The sequence below is a fragment of the Sorlinia euscelidii genome (genome assembly GCF_036452135.1).
Taxonomy (GTDB): Bacteria; Pseudomonadota; Alphaproteobacteria; order Acetobacterales; family Acetobacteraceae; genus Sorlinia; species Sorlinia euscelidii.
Window position 1 is genome coordinate 603,971 of sequence record NZ_JAWJZZ010000001.1, and the last position, 22,752, is coordinate 626,722.

The 22,752-nt window shown below is 58.3% G+C and carries 19 protein-coding genes; 7 read left to right on the top strand and 12 right to left on the bottom strand.

Features of this window, described 5'->3' with window-relative positions:
• Positions 1 to 3 precede the first annotated feature (3 nt).
• Together hemW and CGLAMM_RS02875 are read left to right on the top strand one after the other, a co-directional pair.
• Positions 4 to 1,227 (top strand): radical SAM family heme chaperone HemW, encoded by a 1,224-nt coding sequence (hemW, locus tag CGLAMM_RS02870; RefSeq protein WP_394819398.1) that lies wholly within the window; start codon positions 4 to 6, stop codon positions 1,225 to 1,227.
• Between the two features lie 103 nt (positions 1,228 to 1,330).
• Complete coding sequence (locus CGLAMM_RS02875; protein WP_418115314.1) at positions 1,331 to 1,765, top strand: DUF1489 family protein; 435 nt, start codon at positions 1,331 to 1,333, stop codon at positions 1,763 to 1,765.
• Between the two features lie 39 nt (positions 1,766 to 1,804).
• Here the strand turns inward: CGLAMM_RS02875 and CGLAMM_RS02880 are convergent, their stop codons facing one another.
• From CGLAMM_RS02880 to rimP, 9 genes are all read right to left on the bottom strand, one after another.
• Positions 1,805 to 3,235: an NAD(P)H-dependent flavin oxidoreductase gene (locus CGLAMM_RS02880; protein ID WP_394819396.1), complete on the bottom strand. Its 1,431-nt coding sequence runs from the start codon at positions 3,233 to 3,235 to the stop codon at positions 1,805 to 1,807.
• Between the two features lie 59 nt (positions 3,236 to 3,294).
• The gene (gene pnp / locus CGLAMM_RS02885; RefSeq protein ID WP_394819395.1) at positions 3,295 to 5,448 is read right to left on the bottom strand and encodes a polyribonucleotide nucleotidyltransferase; all 2,154 of its coding nucleotides are present in this window, start codon (positions 5,446 to 5,448) and stop codon (positions 3,295 to 3,297) included.
• A gap of 241 nt (positions 5,449 to 5,689) precedes the next feature.
• Entirely contained in the window at positions 5,690 to 5,959 is a 270-nt protein-coding gene (gene rpsO, locus CGLAMM_RS02890; protein WP_319806250.1) for a 30S ribosomal protein S15, read from the bottom strand.
• Positions 5,943 to 6,884 carry a tRNA pseudouridine(55) synthase TruB gene (gene truB / locus CGLAMM_RS02895; protein WP_394819394.1) on the bottom strand — a complete coding sequence of 314 codons (942 nt, stop codon included), beginning with the start codon at positions 6,882 to 6,884 and terminating at the stop codon, positions 5,943 to 5,945. The genes rpsO and truB overlap by 17 nt, the downstream gene beginning before the upstream one ends.
• Positions 6,885 to 6,901: 17 nt before the next feature.
• Complete coding sequence (gene rbfA / locus CGLAMM_RS02900) at positions 6,902 to 7,327, bottom strand: 30S ribosome-binding factor RbfA (RefSeq protein ID WP_394819393.1); 426 nt, start codon at positions 7,325 to 7,327, stop codon at positions 6,902 to 6,904.
• Positions 7,324 to 9,966 carry a translation initiation factor IF-2 gene (gene infB, locus CGLAMM_RS02905; RefSeq protein ID WP_394819729.1) on the bottom strand — a complete coding sequence of 881 codons (2,643 nt, stop codon included), beginning with the start codon at positions 9,964 to 9,966 and terminating at the stop codon, positions 7,324 to 7,326. Before infB ends, rbfA begins: the two co-directional genes overlap by 4 nt.
• Before the next feature lie 178 nt (positions 9,967 to 10,144).
• Complete coding sequence (locus CGLAMM_RS02910) at positions 10,145 to 10,759, bottom strand: RNA-binding protein (protein ID WP_418115315.1); 615 nt, start codon at positions 10,757 to 10,759, stop codon at positions 10,145 to 10,147.
• A gap of 3 nt (positions 10,760 to 10,762) precedes the next feature.
• A complete protein-coding gene (gene nusA / locus CGLAMM_RS02915) occupies positions 10,763 to 12,304 on the bottom strand; it encodes a transcription termination factor NusA (protein WP_418115316.1) in 1,542 nt (513 codons plus the stop codon).
• A 59-nt stretch (positions 12,305 to 12,363) separates the two neighbouring features.
• Positions 12,364 to 12,969, bottom strand: a complete 606-nt coding sequence (gene rimP / locus CGLAMM_RS02920; RefSeq protein ID WP_394819391.1) for a ribosome maturation factor RimP — start codon at positions 12,967 to 12,969, stop codon at positions 12,364 to 12,366.
• 214 nt (positions 12,970 to 13,183) lie between these two features.
• Here rimP and CGLAMM_RS02925 point away from each other — a divergent pair, with 214 nt between their 5' ends.
• The 3 genes from CGLAMM_RS02925 (at position 13,184) to CGLAMM_RS02935 (ending at position 16,235) form a co-directional block, all read left to right on the top strand.
• Positions 13,184 to 13,846 (top strand): hypothetical protein, encoded by a 663-nt coding sequence (locus CGLAMM_RS02925; protein WP_418115317.1) that lies wholly within the window; start codon positions 13,184 to 13,186, stop codon positions 13,844 to 13,846.
• A 198-nt stretch (positions 13,847 to 14,044) separates the two neighbouring features.
• Positions 14,045 to 15,313 (top strand): AAA family ATPase, encoded by a 1,269-nt coding sequence (locus CGLAMM_RS02930; RefSeq protein ID WP_394819389.1) that lies wholly within the window; start codon positions 14,045 to 14,047, stop codon positions 15,311 to 15,313.
• 28 nt (positions 15,314 to 15,341) lie between these two features.
• The gene (locus tag CGLAMM_RS02935; RefSeq protein WP_394819388.1) at positions 15,342 to 16,235 is read left to right on the top strand and encodes a hypothetical protein; all 894 of its coding nucleotides are present in this window, start codon (positions 15,342 to 15,344) and stop codon (positions 16,233 to 16,235) included.
• Between the two features lie 42 nt (positions 16,236 to 16,277).
• On the opposite strand, the gene CGLAMM_RS02940 is transcribed toward CGLAMM_RS02935, so the two are convergent.
• From CGLAMM_RS02940 to acnA, 3 genes are read right to left on the bottom strand one after another with little or no spacing between them, the layout of a single operon-like run.
• Positions 16,278 to 17,747, bottom strand: a complete 1,470-nt coding sequence (locus CGLAMM_RS02940; RefSeq protein ID WP_394819728.1) for an ABC transporter substrate-binding protein/permease — start codon at positions 17,745 to 17,747, stop codon at positions 16,278 to 16,280.
• A gap of 35 nt (positions 17,748 to 17,782) precedes the next feature.
• Positions 17,783 to 18,535, bottom strand: a complete 753-nt coding sequence (locus tag CGLAMM_RS02945; protein WP_394819727.1) for an amino acid ABC transporter ATP-binding protein — start codon at positions 18,533 to 18,535, stop codon at positions 17,783 to 17,785.
• Positions 18,536 to 18,545: 10 nt separating this feature from the next.
• Positions 18,546 to 21,230 carry an aconitate hydratase AcnA gene (gene acnA, locus CGLAMM_RS02950; protein WP_394819387.1) on the bottom strand — a complete coding sequence of 895 codons (2,685 nt, stop codon included), beginning with the start codon at positions 21,228 to 21,230 and terminating at the stop codon, positions 18,546 to 18,548.
• A 203-nt stretch (positions 21,231 to 21,433) separates the two neighbouring features.
• Between acnA and ccmA the strand changes: the two genes are divergently transcribed.
• Positions 21,434 to 22,054: a heme ABC exporter ATP-binding protein CcmA gene (ccmA, locus tag CGLAMM_RS02955; RefSeq protein WP_394819386.1), complete on the top strand. Its 621-nt coding sequence runs from the start codon at positions 21,434 to 21,436 to the stop codon at positions 22,052 to 22,054.
• Between the two features lie 4 nt (positions 22,055 to 22,058).
• Complete coding sequence (gene ccmB, locus CGLAMM_RS02960) at positions 22,059 to 22,730, top strand: heme exporter protein CcmB (protein ID WP_394819385.1); 672 nt, start codon at positions 22,059 to 22,061, stop codon at positions 22,728 to 22,730.
• The last annotated feature ends 22 nt before the right edge of the window (positions 22,731 to 22,752 follow it).

The following is a 22,752-nucleotide window of genomic DNA, read 5'->3' on the forward strand; positions in this document are numbered from 1 at the left end:
CCGATGCAGCATGACGTAATTTCTTCCGGTGCCGCGGGCGGGGCGACAGCGCGCCTCGCCCCGCAGGACAGGCTGGCGCTTTATATTCATTGGCCCTTCTGCCTCAGTAAGTGCCCTTATTGCGACTTTAACAGCCATGTTTTCCCCGAAATTCCGCACGCAATTTATGTCGAGGCGCTGCAACGGGAATTGGCCCATGAGGCAACGCGGCTGGGCAAGCGCCGCCTGACATCGATCTTTTTCGGTGGCGGGACACCGTCCCTCATGCGCCCTGAAGATGTTGCCCGGCTGATTACCGAGGCGACGCGGCTTTTCCAACCTGTCGACTGTTTGGAAGTCACGTTGGAAGCTAATCCCACGAGCACGGAGCAAGCCCGCCTCGCCGCGATCCGGGAAGCCGGGGTGAATCGCGTCTCACTCGGTGTGCAAAGTCTTGACGATGCGGCCTTGAAACGGCTGGGACGACAGCATGACGCGGGTGAGGCCATCCGCGCGCTGGAGATGGCCCGCCATCTTTTTGACCGTGTCTCATTTGACTTGATTTATGCACGCCCCGACCAGACGATTTCAGCATGGCGGGGCGAGCTTCATCAGGCGCTTACCCTCGCATCCGATCATTTATCCCTTTACCAATTGACGATCGAGCCCGGGACGAAGTTTGAGGCTGAAGCCCGGCAGGGGCGGCTGATCCTGCCCGATGGTGATGAAGCCGCAAGGTTCTACGAGGTGACGGGCGAAATCGCGGCGCTTCACGGGCTCAGAGCCTATGAAGTCTCCAATTACGCGCGGCCCGGCGCGGAGAGTCGCCATAATCTCGCTTATTGGCGCTATGACGATTATCTTGGCATCGGCCCGGGGGCGCATAGTCGTTTAACGTGCGTAGACCCTGCTGGCGGCGTGCAGAAATGGGCGGCAAGGCGGCATCGCGCCCCTTCCCTCTGGCTCGAGCACGTCAATCAGGAGGGTCATGGCACAAAGGCGGAAACGTCTCTGGGGGCCGAGGCGCGCGCGCGTGAGGCCCTGCTGATGGGTCTGCGCCTGCAAGAGGGCCTGTCGTCGGAAAGCTTTGTGCGCAAAACAGGGCAGAACCTGCAGGATTGCCTCGACGCCGCCATTTTGGAAGCGGCCCGGGATGAGGGTTATCTCACTTACGAGAATGGACATATTGCCGCAACCGACTCAGGTCGCATCCGTCTTGAAGCGCTTCTCGCTGCGCTTGTGCTGTAAGGGATTGCGAGCGTGATGGGACAGGCTTAACTGTCGAAACTTCGCTTGACCGGAATGCACCGCACGCTCATCTTGAAAGCTGAACCGGCATTTCTCGTAACAAGTGATATTAACCGCTGTGCTGCACCTGATTAAACTTACCCCCGGTTGTGCGAACGTTGAGGAACTCGCGCAACGTGTGCGTGAAGGCGATCGGCATGACGGCTTGCACGTGATTTACACCCGCACCCAACCGAAACGCGCCGATGAAATTGCCGGGAAAGGCTCGATTTATCGCGTCATCGCGGGCTTCGTCGCCGCCCGACAATCCATCATCCGCTTTAAGCCACACACGCGCCATGATGGGCAGGAGGGCACGATGATACTCGTCGCGCCGGAAGTTATTTCGGTGCAGCCACGACCGATGCGGCCCTTTCAGGGATGGCGCTATTATAAGCCCGAGGACGCACCGCCTGACCTCACCGCGCGGGATGAGAATTTGCTACACGCTATGCCGACCCACCTGCGCAAAGCACTCACTGAGTTATGCCTGCTTTAGAAACGCATCAGAATAAAGCGACGGGCAGTCAAGGCCGCGTTACTGGCCCGATCTGATGCGTTCGACGAGTTCCTTCACGGTAGGCACGAAGCCATTGGAGTAGAAAGGGTCTTGCGCGAAGCGCCAGGCATTTGTGCCGCCGAACATGAGGTTATGATCGGCGATTTCATCCGCCTCAATTTCAGAGATTTGATCGGGGATGTGCGCAATATTCTGCAGGCTTTTCTGGATGCAGAAAGATCTCGGGTCGGCCTTGACGCCCGTCGTGAAGCCGGGCCGCGACTGGCTCCAATTTGAAAATCGGCATTCGGAGAGGCAACCCATGCATGCTGCCTGATCCGCAAGGATCTGGCGCGCATTTTCAGGCGTCACGAAAATCAGCGTGGCGTCCGGCGTGCGCAGCGCCTCAGTATAGCCAACCTGACGCCAGGCTTCGGCGAGTTCAAAATCCTCCTGACTAACAAAGACTTCACGGCGACGCACCCCGATACTGAGCATGGTGTCATGATGGCCAACCGCCTCCGTGCTGAAAGCGATCTGCCGCGCGCTACGTGCCCGGAGGTCCTGCATGAAGCTGTTATTGACGGCGGAAGAGTAAAAACCGGTGGGAGAAAAACGGTTGAGATAAACATCGCCTTTTTTGACGGTGCGCAGGCGCCGTTTCCACGCCTCCGGGATCGGGCTTTCAATCGTGAGTAAAGGCCGCGTGCCGAATTGAAACACAATGGGGCCAAGTTCCGGATTGCCGATCCAATCCTGCCACTCATCGAGACGCCACACGCCGCCCGCCATGATAATGGGGAGCTCCCCCAACCCATATTGGCGCATCGTGTCCCGCAAAGCTTTGACGCGGGGATAGGGGTCCTGCGGGACATTGGGGTCTTCACTGTTGGAGAGGCCATTATGGCCGCCTGCGCGCCAAGGGTCCTCGTATACGACGGCGGCCAGGCGCTCCGCCGCTTTATGGTAGGAGCGCTTCCATAAGGCATTGAAAGCACGAGCCGATGAAACGATCGGGTAAAACCAGACATTGTGGCGCACCGCAATATCGGCGAGGCGATAGGGCATGCCGGCACCGCAGGTCAGCCCATCGACCATCCCCGGGATACGGTCGAGAATGCCCTCAATCACCCGCTCCGCCGCGCCCATCTCCCAGAGGAAATTGACGTTGATCATCCCCTGGCCGCCCGCAATGTCACGCGCCGCTTTCACCTGGGTCACACCGCCATCAATAGCGTAACGAATGAGCTCTTCCTGGCGCTCACGACGCGTCCTGGCATGATAAATCTGCGGAATGGGCCGACCATCCACATCGTAACTATCGGCATTGACTGCGGAAACGGTGCCGACGCCGCCTTGCAGCGCCCAGTGCCCGGCCGAAATACCAGTCGACACAGAGACGCCCTTACCACCCTCTACGAGCGGAAGCACCTCGCGTCCAGCCATTCTGACCGTGTCGAGTAACTTCATGTCTTATGCAGAACTCCACTCGAGTGGCCGCGCCTTTGCGGCCACCCTGCTTCTTCACATCATTCGCCGTCGCGCTGGCGTGGCGCGCGGGACGGCTTATCACCGACTGTGTCGCTTATATCGGCACCCGATTCCTGATCGACAACCCGCATCGACAGTTTTACTTTGCCGCGATCATCAAAACCAATCACCTTGACTTTGACCTGGTCACCCTGCTTGACAATGTCCGTCGTGCGGGAAACCCGGCTATTGGCCAATTCCGAAATATGGACGAGGCCATCACGCGGGCCAAGGAAATTGACGAACGCCCCGAAATCAGCCGTCTTGACGACTTTGCCATCATAGATACGACCGACTTCCGGCTCAGCCGTAATGGCCTCGATGCGGGAGATTGCCATTTTGGCCTGATCATTATTCTGGGCTGTGATGGTGACGGTGCCGTCATCTGCAATATCGACACGTGCGCCGGATGTTTCGGAAATATCACGAATGACTTTGCCACCTGACCCGATAACATCCCGGATTTTCTCCTTCGGCACCGTCAGGGTTGTGACTTTTGGGGCATTATCCGAAACCGTTGGACGACCTGACTCAAGCGCTTTGGCCATCTCCCCCAGAATATGCAGTCGCCCGTCACGCGCCTGCTCCAGAGCGGTCTTCATGATATCCTTCGTGATGGATGTAATCTTGATATCCATCTGTAAGGCGGTCACGCCGTCTCTTGTCCCGGCGACCTTGAAGTCCATGTCGCCAAGATGATCCTCATCACCAAGGATGTCTGTCAGCACCGCCATGGCGCGATCCTCTTTAATAAGGCCCATGGCGATACCGGCAACAGGTTTACGCAGGGGGACACCCGCATCCATCAGGGCAAGAGAGGTGCCGCAGACGGTCGCCATGGAGGATGAACCATTACTTTCCGTGATTTCGGAGACGACACGGATGGTAAAGTTGAATTCCGTCTTGCTGGGCAGAAGCGGATGAATGGCGCGCCATGCCAGTTTACCATGGCCGATTTCACGCCGGCCCGGGCTCCCCATACGACCGCACTCACCGACTGAATAAGGTGGGAAGTTGTAATGCAGCATGAAGTTGGAGCGATGCTCACCTTCAATCGCATCAATCACCTGACCATCCTGCGGTCCGCCGAGGGTGGCAATGACGAGTGCCTGCGTTTCACCCCGTGTGAACAAGGCGGAGCCATGCACCTGACGCAGCGCGTTGACTTCCGAGACGATCGGCCGGACCGTTTTGAGATCCCGCCCGTCAATACGCAGCCCGGTTTTGAGGATGGACCCGCGCACAACCTGCGCTTCAACCTCCTTGAGCATCGGCTTGGCGGCTTCAAGGTCCAACCCGTCTTTCTCAAGGGCCGCCATGACGCGTTCCTTGACGTCGGCAATCTTCTCCTGACGTTTCTGCTTTTGCTTTTCCTTATAGGCGTCCGTGATGGGCTTTGTCGCGAGTTTACCAACGCGTTCACGGAGTTTCAGCGCCTCTTTGGACGGTTCCGGCAGCTTCCAGGGCTCACGCGCAGCCAGTTCAGCGAGGTCGCAAATCAGGTCGAGCACCGGCTGGAAAGCCTCATGCCCTTTCATGACCGCCGCGAGCATCTCATCCTCGGAGAGTTCCTGCGCTTCTGACTCAACCATAAGCACGCCGTCTTTCGTGCCGGCGACGACGAGGTCAAGCGTGCTCTCCGGCATCCTGTCCACGGTGGGGTTGATGACCAGTTCGCCATCAATGCGCCCGACGCGGGCCGCGCCCACCGGCCCCTGGAAAGGTATGCCGGACAATGTCAGCGCAGCCGAGCAGCCGATCAACGCGATAATGCCCGAGTCATGTCTGCGATCGTGGCTCAGCACTGTCGCCGTCACCTGCACCTCATTGAGGAAATTCGCAGGAAAGAGCGGACGAATGGGGCGGTCGATCAATCTGGAAGTCAGGGTTTCAATTTCGGAAGGCCGCCCTTCACGCTTGAAGAAACCGCCGGGGATTTTACCGGCTGCGTAGCTCTTCTCCTGATAATTGACTGTCAGAGGGAAGAAATCCTGCCCGGGCTTGACCGTTTTGGCCCCTACAGCTGTGCAGAGGACGGAAGTCTCACCGTAGGTGACGAGAACCGCGCCATCCGCCTGTCGGGCGATCTTGCCGGTTTCGAGGGTCAGCTCGCTTCCGGCCCATTCAATGGTTTTTTTGTGGTGGTTAAACATGAAAAATCCTTATAGCGGACTTCTCCGAAAAGGCCCGGGCCAGGGCAGAGTTGAACTCTGAAGCAGCGCTTCGGACGGCATGGCACAGATGCAATCGCTGCATGTCACCATGTGGCCTGAAACGCTGGAATATCCCTTTTGACCAGGAAAATCTCTTCAATAAGCAAGTCCTGTTTGTTGTTGAGTGATATGCGACGCTAAGGGCAGGCAACCCTGCCCCTATTGTCACAATACGCCTTGTTTAGCGGCGCAGACCCAAACGCCCGATCAGCGTCTGATAACGTGCGGTGCTTTTCCGCTTCAGATAGTCAAGAAGTCCACGACGCTGCCCAACGAGCATAAGCAGCCCGCGGCGCGAATGAAAATCTTTTTTATGCGTTTGCAAATGTTCCGTCAGATTGCTGATGCGCTCACTGAGCAGCGCCACCTGCACTTCGGGTGACCCGGTGTCATTCGGGGCGGTTTTATATTCATCAATCAGCGCCGTGCGGCGCTCAGCTGTAATCGACATCGTCAACTCCATGGTTTGTCAGGTCAAAAATCCTCACCGGCCTGAGGCGCCCTTCCGAGACGCGGCACAAACCAATGACGTCACCCTGGAATTCCGCACGGAGGAGACCCGCCTCGGTTTCCGCATTTCCATGCAGAGCCGGAAGCGTCTGCCCCCATCTGAGTGCCTGGGCCTCTTCTTCTGTCACGGCCAGAGCCGGGATGTCGTCCAGCGCGGTCGCTAACGGAAGGAGAAATCCATCCAGAGTTGAAGCTTTCTCGCTATTTTGCAACAGTTTGTCCAGTGTTATCGCGTTTGAAACATCAAACGGGCCACATTTTTCTCGCCTGAGTGACGCAATATGCCCGACTGTCCCGCAGGCACGCGCAATATCCCGTGCCAAAGCCCGCATATAGACGCCTTTACCTGACTGGACGTTAAAAACAGCGTGATCAGCATCCAGCCTTTGCGTCAGGGTGATATTGTCGATCCGGGCCGGGCGCGACTGCATCTCAGGTATCTCTCCCTTTCGGGCCAGCTCATAGGCGCGGGCCCCTCCCAGCTTGAGAGCCGAGTAAATCGGCGGAACTTGCATGATCTCGCCAATAAAACGAGGAAGAACCGCGCGGATTGCCACGTCATCGGGCCGATGGTCAGACGTTTCAAGCACCTCCCCCTCCTTGTCATCCGTCGTGCGGGACGCGCCGAATTCCAGCGTGAACTGATAGCGTTTCGTCGCTTCCATGATGTAGGGAATGGTGCGGGTGGCCTGGCCAAAAGCGATGGGCAGAATGCCGGATGCGAGCGGGTCAAGCGTCCCGGCATGGCCTGCTTTACGCGCGTTGAAAAGACGGCGCATTTTATTGACGACGTCCGTCGAGCCAATATGAAGCGGCTTGTCGATCACGAGCCAGCCATTGACCTGCCGGCCCTTTTTACGGCCCATAACAGTTATGGCCCAGCTTAGTCTTTGCCCAGATCACGCCTGACCTCAGGGGAATTGAAGATGGCCTCAACATCCATAGCCCGTTCAAAAGCCGTATCTGCCTGAAAATGAATTTCCGGCACAATCCGCGTGCGCATGGCCCGGGATAAGGCCGTACGGAAATGGGGTGCGACTTTCTGCAAAGCAGGTAAAATTTCCTCAACATCCTGACGTCCCAGGCGGCAGACGAACGCTGTCGCATGACGCAGATCGGGGGAGACACGCACCTCCGTAACCGTCACTTGCACGCCGACAAGTTCAGGGTTACGAAACTCCGTGCGTGTCAGTTGGTCAGCGAGGAGGCGTCGTACTTCCTCACCCACGCGCAACTGGCGCTGAGACGGCCCCTGGGGGTGGGTCGGCCCAAGGCCAGGCCCGGAGGCCCGGCGACGTCCTTCACTCATACAGGGACGACTTCCATCTCATAGCACTCAACGACATCGCCTTCACGCAAGTCATTGAAACCGGCGAAGGAGAGACCGCACTCATAATTGCGCGCCACTTCCTTGACGTCATCCTTGAAGCGCTTCAGCTGGCTGAGATCACCTTCATGAATGACGATATTATCGCGGAGCAGGCGGACGCCACAGCCACGTTTGACAACGCCTTCCGTGACGTAACAACCCGCCACCTTGCCGACGCGCGTGATGTTGAACACCTGACGGATTTCCGCATATCCGAGGAATTTCTCACGATGTTTCGGAGAGAGCTGGCCTTTAATGAGCTGCTCAACATCATCCGTCACCTGATAGATGATCGAATAATACCGGATATCCACGCCTTCCCGGTGGGCCAGGTCACGCGCCTGCGCTGTCGCACGCACGTTAAAGGCGATGACAACGGCCTGTGAGGCTTTAGCCAGTTGAATATCGCTCTCGGTAATCTGCCCGACAGCCGCATTCAGAACGCGGACGCCGACTTCCTCCTGGGAGAGTTTCTGCACAGAAGCCTGAAGCGCCTCAGCGGAACCCTGCACATCCGCTTTGATGACGAGCGCGACTTCCTTCTGCTTACCTGCCTGAATGCGGGCCAGCATCTGGTCAAGCGTGCCACGTGCTGCGGCACGACCCGCCGCCACCTTGTCCTGCAACTGGCGCTGGCGGAAAGCGCAGATTTCCCGCGCCCTGTTTTCGTTTTCAACCACGAAGAACGGTTCGCCCGCACCTGGCACGCCTGTGATACCGAGTAATTCAACCGGCATGGAAGGTCCGGCTTCCTTCAAAGGGCGACCGCGTTCATCAAGCATGGCGCGCACACGCCCCCACTCAGCGCCGGCGACAACAATATCACTGCGCTTGAGCGTGCCCTTCTGGATGAGGAGCGTCGCGACAGGGCCACGTCCCCGATCAAGGCGGCTCTCCACCACGGAACCTTCCGCGAGGCGATCAGGATTCGCTTTCAGCTCCAGCAACTCAGCCTGAAGGAGAATGGCCTCCTGAAGCCGGTCCAGCCCCTGGCGTTGCTTCGCGGAAACTTCGACATCCTGAACATCGCCTCCCATGGATTCGACGACGATTTCACGACTGAGCAGTTCCTGCCGGACGCGGTCGGGATTGGCACCCGGCTTGTCGATTTTATTGATCGCAACAATGATTGGTGCATCCGCGGCCTTGGCGTGTTTGATCGCCTCAATCGTCTGCGGCATGACGCCATCATCTGCCGCGACGACAAGTATGACGACATCCGTAACCGACGCCCCTCGTGCCCGCATGGAGGTGAAGGCCTCATGGCCCGGCGTGTCGATGAAGGTGATTTTCTGCCCGGATGCCAGGGTGATCTGATACGCGCCGATATGCTGGGTGATTCCCCCGGCTTCGCTTGAGGCCACATCCGTCGTACGCAATGCATCCAGAAGCGACGTCTTACCATGGTCAACATGTCCCATGACCGTCACAACAGGGGCACGCGGCTTCAGATCCTCGTCGCGATCCTCGACGCCCTCAATGCCCAACTCAACGTCGCTATCCGCCACACGCCGGACACGGTGACCAAATTCACCAATCACCAGTTCAGCCGTATCCGCATCAATAAGTTGAGTCGCTGTCGCCATGACACCCATTTTCATAAGGGTTTTGACAACTTCCGCCTGACGCGCGGCCATACGATTGGCGAGTTCGGCGACGGTGATCGATTCCGGCAAGGTGACGTCGCGGACAACGCGCACCTGATCTGAGCGGAGGCGCTCCAACTCAGCCTGACGCCGCTCACGATCGCGCTGGCGACGCACCGACGCGAGGGACCGCGTCTTGTCATCATCTCCCTCAATGGCCGCACGGACATCAATACGCCCGGAACGACGCGAGTCCCCGCCTTTTTTCGGCGCGGGCGTGGTGGTACGCCGCGCGGCCATACCGGCTTTACGCCCACCGCCCCGACGATCATCATCATCGGAGACATTGCGCTTGAGGTGGAGTGTCTCATGGCGCGCCGGTGCAGCCTCGCCGGGTACGGTCGGCGCACCATCAGGCTTGCGCGCAACCGTCGGGCGGGCCGCCATGACAGCGCGTTCCGCCAATGGCCGCAGACGCTCAACCGGCGGTGCCAGTTCAACGCCGCCCGTCCCACGCCTTGATGTGGGGTCAAGGGGCGCCTTACGGCGGGATTCTTCCTCCGCACGGCGGGATTCACGCGCCTGGCGTGCGGCCTCATCCTGCGCATCTTTTTCAGCCTGCTGAGCCTGTTGAAGCTCTTCCTCCGCGCGGGCCTGGGCCTCTTCCGCATTGCGGGCTTCCGCCTCGGCGGAGGCCTCGGCCTTGCGGCGCGCCTCCTCAGCTGCGGAGAGAACGCGAATTTTCTCTTCTTCCTGACGCGTTGCCTCCTGGCGCTGCTCTTCCAGCACGCGTTGACGCGTGGCAAGCTCCGAGGCTGTCAGGGCGCGGCCACCTGAACCAACGCCGCGGCCACCTCGCGCAGCACCCCCACCGGCACGCCCTTCCGGCGCACCTGTGCGTTTTTTGCGCACTTCCACCTGCACAACTTTTGAGCGCCCGCGGCTGAAGCTCTGACGGATGGAACCGGCATCAACCGTACGTCCAAGCTCCATGCGCCCAGAGGGGCGAAGTGAAAGCCGCCCCTTTGCGGTCTCGTTTTGAGCCTGAGCGCCTTGCTCCGGGGCTGCGCTGCTTTCTTCCGGCGCGCCCTTTGCCTGTTTGCCCTGCTTCCGATCGTTGGTTTCGCTCATCTACCCGCCTGTCCCCGTCCGAACCGCCACTTTACGGCTCTCACTCCGGCTTACCTGCCAGTCCTGTCAATCTCTCATGCGCGTCGGCCAGTTTCTGCGCCAAAGCGCCTCGACTGACAACGGCATAAACTGCGTGTTCCCGTCCGAAGGCCTTTGCAAGCGTTCCAGACGGCAGTTTTACACAAGGGAGCGCTGCGGCCCCCGAGAGTAAACGTCTCAATTCGTCAGGACTTGCATCCTCATCATGGATGACAAGCCCGACATGGCCAGAGCTGATCCACTCGCGGCATTTTACAAACCCGGTCCGCGCCTGGCCCGCCCGCCGCGCAAGGCCAAGCACCTGCACGACCCGCATTTCCAGCCCGATAACGATTCGCTCATACAAATCGTCAGGGATGGTGACGCTCCGTTGCGCAGCCTTTGAAAAAAGATGCCGCGCTCGGGCGGTTTCTAGCACATCTCGCCGTGCACTCAACCAAATTCCCCGTCCTGGCAGGCGACCTGCCAGATCCGGCGTCACCACGCCAGCATCCGAAACGACGAATCTCAACATTTTCTCCCGTTTTTGGGAGTGTCGCGTGACGATACAGCGTCGGAGGTGCTTGTCCTCCGGCGTGGAACCATTTGCCGCGTCCTGTTTCGACTCGTGCGTCACGTATCAGGCATCATCCCCGGCTTTATCGGAAGGTGCGGCTTCCGTACCATCCTCAAACCAATGGGCGCGTGCTGACATGATAATCGCATTCGCGTCTTCAAGGCTGAAGGAGTCGGCGCCGAGAATTTCGATAAGCTCATCTCCGGCGAGGTCCGCCAGGTCATCGAGGGTTTTGACGCCTTTCTCACCCAGCGTAATCAGCATCGGGTTGGTGAAGACATCCAACGCCACGATCGCATCCTCGACACCGAGGGCACGGCGCTGCTCTTCCAGTGCCTGCTCACGCTGTGAAAGATGCTCTTCAGCGCGGCGCATCAATTCCTCAGCGACACTCTCATCGAAGCCCTCAATGTTATTGAGTTCCTCAGGGTCCGTGTAAGCCAGTTCCTCAATGGAGTGGTAGCCCTCCGTGACAAGCAGCCCCGCAATCACGTCATCCACATCAAGCGCATCCACAAAAAGCTGCGTGCGCTTGCGGAACTCTTCCTGACGTCGCTCGGATTCTTCCGCCTCCGTCAGGATATCAATATCCCAGCGCGTCAATTGGCTTGCCAGCCGCACATTCTGCCCGCGGCGGCCGATCGCAAGGGAAAGCTGCTCGTCCGGTACGACGACTTCAACACGCCCGGCTTCCTCATCGATCACGACTTTTGAGACTTCCGCCGGGGCCAGGGCATTGACGACAAATGTCGCGGCCTGGGGGCTCCAGGGGATAATGTCGATTTTCTCACCCTGTAATTCAGCGACAACCGCCTGAACGCGGGAGCCCCGCATACCGACACAGGCCCCGACCGGATCAATGGAGGCATCTTTGGAAATGACAGCCATTTTCGCACGGGACCCCGGGTCGCGCGCGACGGCTTTGATCTCAATGATGCCGTCATAAATTTCAGGCACTTCCTGCGCAAAAAGTTTTGCCAGAAAGGCCGGATGCGTCCGGCTGAGGAAGATCTGCGGCCCACGTGGCTCATCACGCACATCGTAAATATAGGCGCGCACCCGGTCAGAATTGCGGAAAGCCTCACGCGCGATCAGTTCATCGCGGCGCAACAGGGCTTCCGCATGGCCGATCTCAACCATGAGATTGCCATATTCCGTCCGCTTGACGGTGCCATTGACGATTTCACCCACGCGGTCCTTGAACTCATCATATTGGCGTTTACGCTCATACTCACGCACACGCTGTACGATAACCTGCTTGGCCGTCTGCGCGGCAATACGGCCGAAATCGATCGGGGGGAGCGGATCCACAATATGCTCACCCAATTTGATTTCGGGACGGAATTTTACGGCGATATGATGCGCAATCTGCGTGTCTTCATTTTCAACCGTCTCGACAACTTCGGTCCAGCGGGACAGGCGCACCTCACCGGTTTTACGGTCGATTGTCGCGCGGATGTCCTTTTCATGGCCATATTTAGCGCGACCGGCCTTTTGAATGGCCTGTTCCATCGCTTCGAGGACTTCTTCTCGGTCGATGTTCTTTTCGCGCGATACAGCGTCCGCGACTAAAAGCAGCTCAGGGCGTAAGACGGAGGTGTCCATCAAAGCTGATCCTCAAACAGGGCGCTGCTGCGCCGGTGAAAAACACATAGGCGTGAGGGTTATTGCACCTTACGGCCTGGCTTGGAACCTTTACCCGGTTTGACCGGATTTAGTTTTGGAACACGTCGCGGGGCGGTCGCCTCATCCCCGTCACCTTCCGGCGCGGCTGTCGCTTCGATCAACGCATCGGTCAGGACGAGACGCGCTTTGCGGATCTCCGTCAGCGGCAGGGCCGCATCCTGGTCGCCCTCCAGCCGAATAATGGCCGCATCATCTTTAACGCCGATAATCACACCGGCAAAGCGTTTCCGCCCGTCAATCGGCGTATCCAACTCAGCGCGAACCATATGGCCTGCAAAACGCGTCCAGTCTTTTGCCCGTGTCAGGGGGCGGTCAATCCCCGCTGAGGAGACTTCAAGCGTCCAGGCGCCGGGGATGGGGTCATCCACATCCAGAATGGCGCCGACAATGTGACTGATCTGCTCACAATCATCGACAGCAATCAGAGCGCCATCGTGGCGATCCGCCATGATCTGGATCGTCGGCGTCTCACGCCCCAGAACCGCGACACGAACAAGGTCAAAACCCAGTTCCTCAAGTGCTGGCGTAATCTGCCCGGCAATGCGGCTTTCAAGGGCGTTATGCATATAAATGTTATTTGCCAAAACAAAAAAGGCGGCCCGCGAAGGCCACCCCCCGAGACGTTGAGCGGAAGATGATAGTGTGAATAAGCGCTTACTTATGTCATTTATGTCATGAATGCAAGCCGGATAAATATCGGCCCGGCTTGATCAATCCCTGATAATTGCGTCACATGATGCGACCTCAGCCCGACACCTCCGGAACCCGCACCGGCTGAAATTTATACGGGGACATATTATGGTGGAACGTGCTTCATTCCATCGGCGCGATGATACGGAACCATGCGATCCTCAACCGCAGCCGCAGGAACTTCGGCAAAGGTTCGGCGACCCGGCCCCTCGGGGGGGCTTCAATTTTCGGGGATGGGTCCCTTTCAGCCTGATCGGAGCCCTTATCGTGATCGGGTTTGGCGCGCATCATTTTCACGATAATGGACAAGGTCCCGTCCCGTCTCAGAATTTTATCCCGGACGCTCAGAAGCGTGCAGCGCAGTCTGACCACGCTGTTCCGACCCTTCCCCTCAGCGCGATCGCGGAACGGGATGTGCCCGCCGCACTTACGCAGATTTCCCTTTCACTGTCTGAAAAAGACAGGCTCCGTGTCGCGCTGAAGAGGGATGACAAACGCCTCGTGATCATGCCTTTGGGCATATTGGCCGGCCAACCCGGCGCATTCCTCACAATTTCCAGCGCCGGATTTACCCAGAACATTTTACTCGGCACGGCAGCGCGGCAGATCATTTTACCCATTGACCGATATGGCGAGGTCAAAATCAGTCTTCTGCAGGATGAGGGCCCGACGGGGCTGACGTTAGGTGTTGGCACGATCTACGGCGTTTCACCCATTGCGCCCCTTTTTACGCGGGGTGACACGGCGTTGTTAAATGTGATCGTGCAATAGAAAGTGGCGGCCCAATGCAAAATTTTACCTCAGGAAGAGAAGCGCAGCGTGAGACATTCGTGCCATCACGCCTTACCTATTGGTAAAAAAAGATTAATGCTTGCAACTGGCGGCTTTTCGGATGAAATTGGGGATATTCAAAGCGTCACTTAAAAGTGACAGAGGGTCAGAATTCGTCATGTTGCCACGCCCGCAAAGATGAAAAATCTCCTGCCTCTTCTCAACCGGCTGATGCCGGTGATGATGCCGATTCTGATCATCCTTCTGACGCTTCAGGCGTTAATGTCATTGCACATCTCGCTGGACGGCATCATTCATTTCCTGGGACGTGCACGGGCATTTTATGGCCCGATCGCGCTGCTTCTTGGCATCACGGCCCTGAGTGGCTTTTTTTTCGACCGTCACGCCACAAAGCGCGCCAGAAAGGGCCTGCGACGGAAGAGGGGATTTTTCATGGATGTTCTCGCCCGCCTCACTAATCGCAAAGCGCTGGAGGAAATGCTCGCGCAGGAGCAGAAAGAGGCGCTGATCGATGCGGATGAACTCGCCGCCGGCCTCCGTGCCCGAGTGATTGGCCAGGATGCTGTCTGTGAAGATATCGCACAGCAACTGCGCCGCCGCCTTGCCCTGCATATTCGCGGCAAGCCGGTCGGGATTTTTCTGCTGGCCGGGCCACCGGGGACGGGCAAAACCTATCTCGCCAAACAGGTGGCACGCCAATTGGGGCGGAAATTACTGCATTTCGACATGACGCAAATGTCCAACGCCTTCGCTGCGACCCAACTTTTCGGATCGCCTAAAGGTTATGTCGGCTCCGACTCCTTCGGCAAGTTGACGGGCGGATTAAAGGAGTTTCCCGATAGCGTCGTTTTGCTGGATGAAATTGAGAAGGCGCATCCCGATGTCTTCAAAAAATTTCTCACAGCCTGGAATGATGGCCATGTGACGGAGGCTTCCACCGGAGAGCAAGTCTCCACGACACGCGCCATTTTTATCCTGACGTCGAATATCGCGACGGAGGAACTGACCGAAATCGCCCAGAATTTTGAAGGTGACCCCGACCGGATGCGCGCTGAGTCGACTGAGACGCTGCGCAAGGCAGGTTTTGCGCCGGAAATTCTGAACCGGCTCGACCGGATTTTTGTCTTCAGGCGGCTTGAAGGGCTTAACCTTGCCCGGGTCGCAGCGCTTGAAATTGAAATCATGATTGATGGTTACGGTTTGCGCGTCGAGCCCGGCGGGATCGATCCTGCTCTTTTGTTTCAGATCATGCAGCGGCAACATAAAATCGGCTCCGGCGCGTCGGCGCGTGACCTTGTGCGTTCCATTGAAGACATGATCAGCGAAACCCTGATTGTTGCCCGCCAGGGGGGCGCCACACTTGTGCGCCTCGTCTCCTCCCAGGATGGCGTCAAAGCTGAAGTGACGGCGGAGTCCGAGAGCACGCGCAGCCGCCTCTCACATTGAAGATCCTGATCCCACGGAGGTCGACGTCGTGAAACAACTGAAAGACCTCTGGCGCCGCGCATTTTTATGGCGCCTGACGATTTATGCTTTCGTTTTCTGCCTTGCCCTCGCGATTATCTTCCCGGCTTCGTGGCTGCACCGTGATTTCCCGTGGGGACCCGGCACTGATAAATCGGGACATCAAGAGCACCCCACGGCACCATCGGGGTCAGCGCCGGCTTCACCGGAGGAGCTTGCCAGTATTTCAGGCAGTATCCCCTTCGCCGGGCACCGCATCCCCCTTCCTGCCGGAACATGGCACCCGCTTGTTGCGGCCAATGGAGGACTTCAGGGCTCTCAGGAGGCTCTCTCCCTCGTGCGGATTGATCAGAATATCGTCACAGGCGTCATCATGCTGGGTGCGGACACACATCCTCTCACCCGCCCAGCGCTTGAAAGTGAGTTTAATCTCTGTGACGGGACCGGCAATTACGTTTCACAATCGTCAAAAGTGACGTCTCCTGACGGGACGAAGGAATGTTGGTTCCTCGCACCGTCCAGAACATCTCACCGCGCAGGACCTCAGGATTTCCCGGCCATCATCGGTGATGAACTGGATCGCCTCGGCATCCCGTACCCGGCTTTATTTGTGCAGGCTCGATGGGTTCACGCAGCGCCCGGTACGACGGGCACGTGGTACCCGACGGTGATGTCGATCTTCCTCGCCCCGAATGAGTCAGGATCACTCCGTCTTATCGCGCCTCTCTCATCCTGGAATGTGCGGGATTTCGCGGCAGACCGCAGGGTACGAAGCTTCATCGGGCGGACGCAATCCTGGTTCGACAATTGGGTCACCATTCTGCGCAACGCCATGCGAAACGGGATGGCAGGCCCGTCCCTGCCCATTCGCAAGGGGAACAGGGATCCGGCCTATCCGGCGTAAAAACCATCGTCGCTGATGGTCACGTTGATGGGGGCCGCCTTTTCAGTGGTGATGGCTGTGATTAGCCAGCATGAAACGCCCAAGGCGCTTTTCCGCATAACGGGCCAATCTCACAAAGGGCAATCCCAGCAGAAGATAAGCCCCGCCGATCAGCAGACCGATCCCGAAATAATCATAATAAGTGGATGAGAGCCTAATGTAGGTCTGGCTCAATTCCGTCAGGGTGATCACACTGACGAGCGAGGAGTCCTTGAGCAGCGAGATGAAGTCGTTGGTCATGACAGGCACAACCGTACGGAAAGCCTGTGGCACAATAACGAGGCGCACAGCGTCGAGCCGCGTCATATTCAGCGCGATCGCCGCCTCCATCTGGCCCTGAGATACGGACATCAGCCCTGCACGGTAATTTTCCGCCTCATAGGCCGCGTAATTGAGCCCCAAAGCCACAACACCCGCCAGGAAGGGTGAAAGATTGACCCCAAAGCGCGGTAAGCCGTAGAAAATGAGAAGAATTTGTATGAGGAGCGGCGTGCCCCGCACGACTTCAATATAAACACCCGCGCAAAATTTGAGGGGGCTGCTGCCATAATGGCGCATCAGCGCCAGAAGGACGCCCAGAGCCACGGCAATCAGCATCGCCGCCGCGGAAACTGCCAGCGTCAGCCACGCCCCATGCAGAATGAGAGGAAGGAACCCGGCATAAAGCTCAAGCCGGTCAATCCATCCTCCACGATCCGCCATCGCCAGGCGGTATCGGTCCCACTCAACAGGGGCGATGTTCTGCTCCGTCTCATCACCGGTGAAAGCCGCCATCTGCGGCGTCCATAAGTTCCATCGGCTGAGAATGCGCTGCAGCGTGCCGTCCGCCATCATGTCGGAGAGGGCGCGATCCACCCGGTCGCGCATGGCGTAATCGCCTTTCCGCATGGCGATGCCGTAATGGACGGTGCCGATCTGCTTGCCGACAAGCTTCAGATCATCAGAGAGCGCACCGTAATAAACGGCGATCGGCGCGTCCACGAGCAACGCATCGAGCCGCTTGTTCCGCAGATCGGAGACCGCATTTGTCTCCTCCATGTAAGTGCGAATGGCAATATCGCTGGAATCTCGAAGAAGCCGCTCCGCATAAGTGCCGCGGATCGTGCCCACGACATGGCCGCGCAGGGCTTCCAGACTGTCGAGCCCCGACTGCCCCTTGCGCACGACAATGCGCTCTCCCGTCTGATAATACGGGCGGGAGAACAGGACGGCGTCTTCATGCTCCGGCGTGATCTCAATCCCGTCCACAACGAGGCGATAGAGGCCGCGTTGCAAACCCGGGATAAGCCCATCCCAATCATTCTGCACAAATTTGGGCGTGACATTCAGCCGATGCCCAACCTCGCGCATAATGTCGAACTCAAATCCCTGCATTCTGGACTGGGAAGCCGGGTCATGAAAGACATAGGGGACATTCGCCTCCCCATCCGAAGCCCATAATAAAGTGCCCCGCGCCGTGGCGGGGGTGATCATCAAAATGAAAGTCAGGAGAGTAATCAGCCAGCGCATCACAGAAATGTCCGAAGGAAGCGCCGCGTGCGGGCGTCTTCCGGCCGGGCGAACATAATGTCCGGGTCACCGGCCTCGATAATATGTCCCCCATCCATAAACAGGACGCGATCCGACGCCGCACGCGCGAAACGCATGTCATGCGTCACCACAATCTGGGTCATCCCCTCATCATCAAGCGCGCGCATGACTTGCAGCACCTCCTCTGCAAGTTCCGGGTCAAGCGCGGAAGTCGGCTCATCATAAAGGATGACGTCGGGCTTCATGGCCATGGCGCGGGCAATCGCCGCGCGCTGCTGCTGGCCACCTGATAGAGTGGAGGAATAACGTGTCATAGCATGGCCAAGCCCGACTTTAACGAGCAGTTCTTCCGCTACGGATCTGGCATGCTGAAAAGACATTTTCTTGACGACGCGCGGGGCGAGCATAACATTATCGAGCACCGTGCGATGCGGAAATAAATTGAATGATTGAAAGACCATCCCGACATGCGCCCGTAAAGAATGGGCCTGGCGCTCATCCTCACGCGTCCATCGGGATGCGGCGTTGCGATCAACCGTAACGCCCTGCACGCGGATCCTGCCACGATCCGGCACTTCCAGAAGATTAAGGCAACGTAAAAAAGTGGATTTACCGCACCCTGAAGGACCGATAATGCTGACGAGCTCCCCCTTCGTGACGGAGAGGGAGACATCATGCAATACAGCCTGCCCGCTATAGGTTTTTGCAACCCCGCTTGCATCGAGTACGATCTCTGCCGTGTCAGTCAGTTTTGGTCATCCCCCGCAGAACATAGGGCAGGATGCCCCCATGACGGTAATATTCCACTTCATCTTCCGTATCGATGCGGCAGATCAGTTCAACCCGCAAGCTGCGACCGTCAGTGCGCACGATATCCGCCCAGACCGTCATGCGCGGTTTGATGTCCGTCAGGTTTGAAAGCGTGATCGTCTCCGAACCGTCAAGCTGCAACGTCTGGACGTTGACATTGTTCGGGAAAACCAGCGGCAGCACCCCCATCCCGACGAGGTTCGAGCGATGGATACGCTCGAAACTCTCCGCAATAACCGCTTTGACCCCGAGGAGCAACGTGCCTTTGGCCGCCCAGTCCCGCGATGAGCCCATACCATATTCCTTACCGCCCATCACGATCAAAGGAATATTTTGGGCGCGATATTGCTGCGCGACGTCGTAGATCGACGCGATATCCCCATCCGGCAGGATGCGGGTCATCCCCCCTTCAACCCCCGGGATCATGCGGTTACGGATACGCGTATTGGCAAACGCGCCCCGCACCATTACCAGATCATTGCCTCGTCGGGACCCGTAGGAGTTGAAGTCCGCCTCCGCAACGCCCCGTTCCATCAGGAAACGCCCGGCGGGTGACGACGCCTTGATGGCCCCCGCGGGTGAGATATGGTCCGTCGTGATGTTATCCCCCAATATGGCGAGGATACGGGCGTCCTTGATGTCGCTTGTGGCGCCCGGGCTGGGTTTCAGATTTTCGAAATAGGGCGGCTGATGGATGTAAGTTGACGAATCATCCCAGGCGAAACGTTGCCCGCTCGCCGCAACCGCCAGCTTCTGCCAATGGGATGTGCCCTCAAAAATATTTTTGTAGCTGGAGGCATAGCCCTCGCGTGAAATCGCCTTACCGAGCACGGTCTCGATTTCCTCACGGCTCGGCCAGAGATCCCGCAGGAAGACTTCCCGCCCATCCTGCGCCTTCCCAAGCGCAAGCTGGGTGATGTCCTGACACATACTGCCAAGGAGGGCGTAAGCAACGACGAGTGGCGGGCTGGCGAGGTAATTTGCCTTGACGCTGAGTGAAATACGACCCTCAAAATTGCGATTGCCGGACAGGACGGAAGCGACAACCAACCCGTTCCCCTCAATCGCCGCGGTGATTTCCGGCGCTAGCGGGCCGGAATTGCCGATACATGTCGTGCAACCGTAACCCACTGTTTCAAAGCCGAGCGCGTCAAGATGCGGCGTCAAACCTGCCCGGTCAAGATAATCCGTCACAACCTGGGACCCCGGCGCGAGAGATGTCTTGACCCATGGCTTGGGACGCAAACCCAGCTCATGCGCTTTGCGCGCCAGGAGTCCGGCGGCGAACATGACCTCCGGGTTGGACGTATTGGTGCAGGAGGTGATGGCGGCGATGACGATATCGCCATTCCCGAGGTCATATTCCCGCCCCTCAAGCTTGACGCGCGCAGATGATGAGACCCCGAAATCCTTTTGTAGGACCGCATTGAAATTTGCGCTGGCTTGCGATAGCGGCACGAGATCCTGCGGCCGTTTCGGCCCGGAAATAGCAGGTTGCACATCCGCCAGATCGAGCTTGAGCGACTTTGTGAAAACCGGTTCCGGCGCGTCCGCATCGCGATACATGCCCTGCGCTTTAAGGTACGCCCGTGTCAGTGCAATGCGATGCGGGTTACGACCTGTCTGCTCCAGATAGGCTAGCGCGATGTCATCAACGGGGAAGAACCCGCATGTCGCCCCATATTCCGGCGCCATATTTGCAATTGTCGCCCGGTCCGCCAAGGGCAGCGTATCCAGAGCCGGCCCGTAAAACTCGACAAACTTGCCGACGACATTTTCCTGACGCAGCATCTGGGTGATTTTCAGCACCAGATCGGTCGCCGTCGCGATCGGGGATAAACGGCCCTCCAGCCGCACACCGATCACATCGGGCAGCACCATGGAGATCGGTTGCCCCAGCATGGCCGCTTCCGCCTCGATCCCGCCAACGCCCCATCCGAGAACACCGACGCCATTGACCATCGTTGTATGTGAGTCCGTGCCATAAACTGTGTCGGGGAAGGCATAAGTCCCGTCGCCCTCATCACGCGTCCAGACGACCTGGGAGAGATATTCAAGATTGACCTGATGGCAGATACCCTGGCCGGGCGGCACAACGCGGAAATTCTCAAATGCGTTTTGACCCCAGCGCAGAAAAGCGTAGCGCTCCGCATTGCGATTGAACTCCAGCGCCATGTTTTTTTCAAGCGCGTCCTTATCACCCGCCACATCGACGATCACGGAATGATCAATCACCAGGTCGACCGGGACAAGCGGATTGACCTTGGCCGGGTCGCCACCCAACGCCACGATGCCATCCCGCATGGAAGCGAGGTCTACAATCGCCGGGACGCCGGTGAAATCCTGCATCAATATCCGCGCTGGCCGAAATGGAATCTCATGCGTGTCATGTCCGGACGCCACCCAGCTTCTGAAGGCCTCGGCGTCCCTGACCTGACAGCTCCCGCCATTTTCAAAACGTAAAACATTTTCAAGCAAGATTTTGAGAGAGACGGGGAGGCGTGAAATATCCCCGATTTTTTTCCCCGCAGCGGGCAGAGAGAAATAGCGGTAGGTTTTGCCGTCAACGACCAACTCGCTTGTCACATCGAGTGTGTCAATCCCTGTCATGCGCATACTGTCCTCCCGAAAGTACGTGAGTCAGCGCTCACCTCCAGGTCGCACGGACTCGATTCCGGGTTTCTATACAAGGTGGGGACGCGCTTAAACAGGGGCGGGTACGGTCCAATTAACGTCTTCTATTCGATCCGCGTCGCCGTGATGAGATGGCAATGTAAAAGTTTTAGGGTGTTGCTCAGGGTTTGGGTTATCTATGGCACATGTTATGTGCCGAACAAATAACCGTTACACGGGATGGGCTCCCGGTGCTTCTCCGTGTCGGTTTTTCTGCCGGGCCCGCCTGTGCGCTGCGCGTTTCCGGCCCGAATGGCGCGGGTAAATCGACCCTGCTCCGCGTCATCAGCGGGCTGAAGCGGCCGGATGGGGGGCGGGTGACGTGGCAGGGCGAGGACATCGCTCTCGACTTTCATGCGCATGCTCTTCGGGTCGCTTATCTCGGCCATCGGGACGGGCTGAAACCTGACCTGACAGTCCGGGAAAATCTTGCCATTCACCGCCATCATGCGCGCTGCGATGTGACAGAGGCCCTGGCGCGCCTCGGCCTTCCGCCATGTGCTGATGTGCCGGTGCGGCAATTATCCGCGGGCCAGAAGAGACGCGTTGCCCTGGCCGCCCTGATGATGAAAGATGCGCCGATCTGGCTGCTGGATGAACCCCATCTGGGCCTGGACGCGGCGGCTTTGCTGCGCCTGGGCGACGTCACGCGGGACCATCTCCGGGAAGGGGGCATTGCCATCATCACCACTCATGCGGAATTGCCCATTCCCTTCACTCACATTATCACTTTGCCGGAAAGGCCCGCCTCCTGGGTGGCGGGTTGATATCGTGATAAAAACCTTCATCGCCATCCTCAGCCGTGATGTCCGCCTGGCCTGGCGCCACGGCACGGACTCCCTTGCGGCGCTTCTGTTTTTTATCCTGTGCAGCTGTCTTTTCCCGCTTGCGCTAGGGCCGTCGCCCGATCTGCTGCATCGCGTGGCCCCCGGCATCATCTGGGTCTGCGCCCTCCTCGCCGCCATGTTGCCGCTGGAGCGCCTTTTCAGCGCTGATTTTGAGGATGGGTCCCTCGACTCACTGCGCCTCACCGGCCTCCCCGCCCCTTATATCGGGCTTGGGAAAATCCTCTCTCATTGGCTGACAACCGGCTTGCCCCTCCTGATTGCAGCTGGGCCGATGGGGCTGATGCTGGGCATGACCGTGGCGGATCTGCCCGCCTTGCTGATGGGCCTCGCCCTGGGCACGCCCCTGCTGTCACTTATTGGCGGCATGGCCGCCGCGATCGCGCTCGGCGCAAGGCGCGGCGGGCTCTTACTGCCGCTGATTATCCTGCCTCTCGCCTCACCTGTCCTGATTTTCGGCGCAAGCGCCGTTTACCGCGCGCAATATCACCTTCCATCCGAGCCGGAACTGGATGTGCTCGGCGCTTTTCTGCTGGTGGCGCTCCCGGCCTGCGCTTTCGCGACCGGCGCGGCGCTGCGCGCCGCTTCACAGGATTGAATCACGAAATGGGACGGGAATT

Excerpts from the sequence above, each read along its gene's own strand:
- pnp (WP_394819395.1), bottom strand. The coding sequence starts at position 5,448 with ATGTTTAACCACCACAAAAAAACCATTGAATGGGCCGGAAGCGAGCTG.
- hemW (WP_394819398.1), top strand. The coding sequence starts at position 4 with ATGCAGCATGACGTAATTTCTTCCGGTGCCGCGGGCGGGGCGACAGCG.
- nusA (WP_418115316.1), bottom strand. The coding sequence starts at position 12,304 with ATGGACACCTCCGTCTTACGCCCTGAGCTGCTTTTAGTCGCGGACGCT.
- CGLAMM_RS02880 (WP_394819396.1), bottom strand. The coding sequence starts at position 3,235 with ATGAAGTTACTCGACACGGTCAGAATGGCTGGACGCGAGGTGCTTCCG.
- rbfA (WP_394819393.1), bottom strand. The coding sequence starts at position 7,327 with ATGAGTGAAGGACGTCGCCGGGCCTCCGGGCCTGGCCTTGGGCCGACC.
- rpsO (WP_319806250.1), bottom strand. The coding sequence starts at position 5,959 with ATGTCGATTACAGCTGAGCGCCGCACGGCGCTGATTGATGAATATAAA.
- CGLAMM_RS02930 (WP_394819389.1), top strand. The coding sequence starts at position 14,045 with ATGAAAAATCTCCTGCCTCTTCTCAACCGGCTGATGCCGGTGATGATG.
- CGLAMM_RS02925 (WP_418115317.1), top strand. The coding sequence starts at position 13,184 with ATGGTGGAACGTGCTTCATTCCATCGGCGCGATGATACGGAACCATGC.
- ccmA (WP_394819386.1), top strand. The coding sequence starts at position 21,434 with ATGTTATGTGCCGAACAAATAACCGTTACACGGGATGGGCTCCCGGTG.
- infB (WP_394819729.1), bottom strand. The coding sequence starts at position 9,966 with ATGGAGCTTGGACGTACGGTTGATGCCGGTTCCATCCGTCAGAGCTTC.
- acnA (WP_394819387.1), bottom strand. The coding sequence starts at position 21,230 with ATGCGCATGACAGGGATTGACACACTCGATGTGACAAGCGAGTTGGTC.
- truB (WP_394819394.1), bottom strand. The coding sequence starts at position 6,884 with ATGGGCCGTAAAAAGGGCCGGCAGGTCAATGGCTGGCTCGTGATCGAC.
- CGLAMM_RS02940 (WP_394819728.1), bottom strand. The coding sequence starts at position 17,747 with ATGATCACCCCCGCCACGGCGCGGGGCACTTTATTATGGGCTTCGGAT.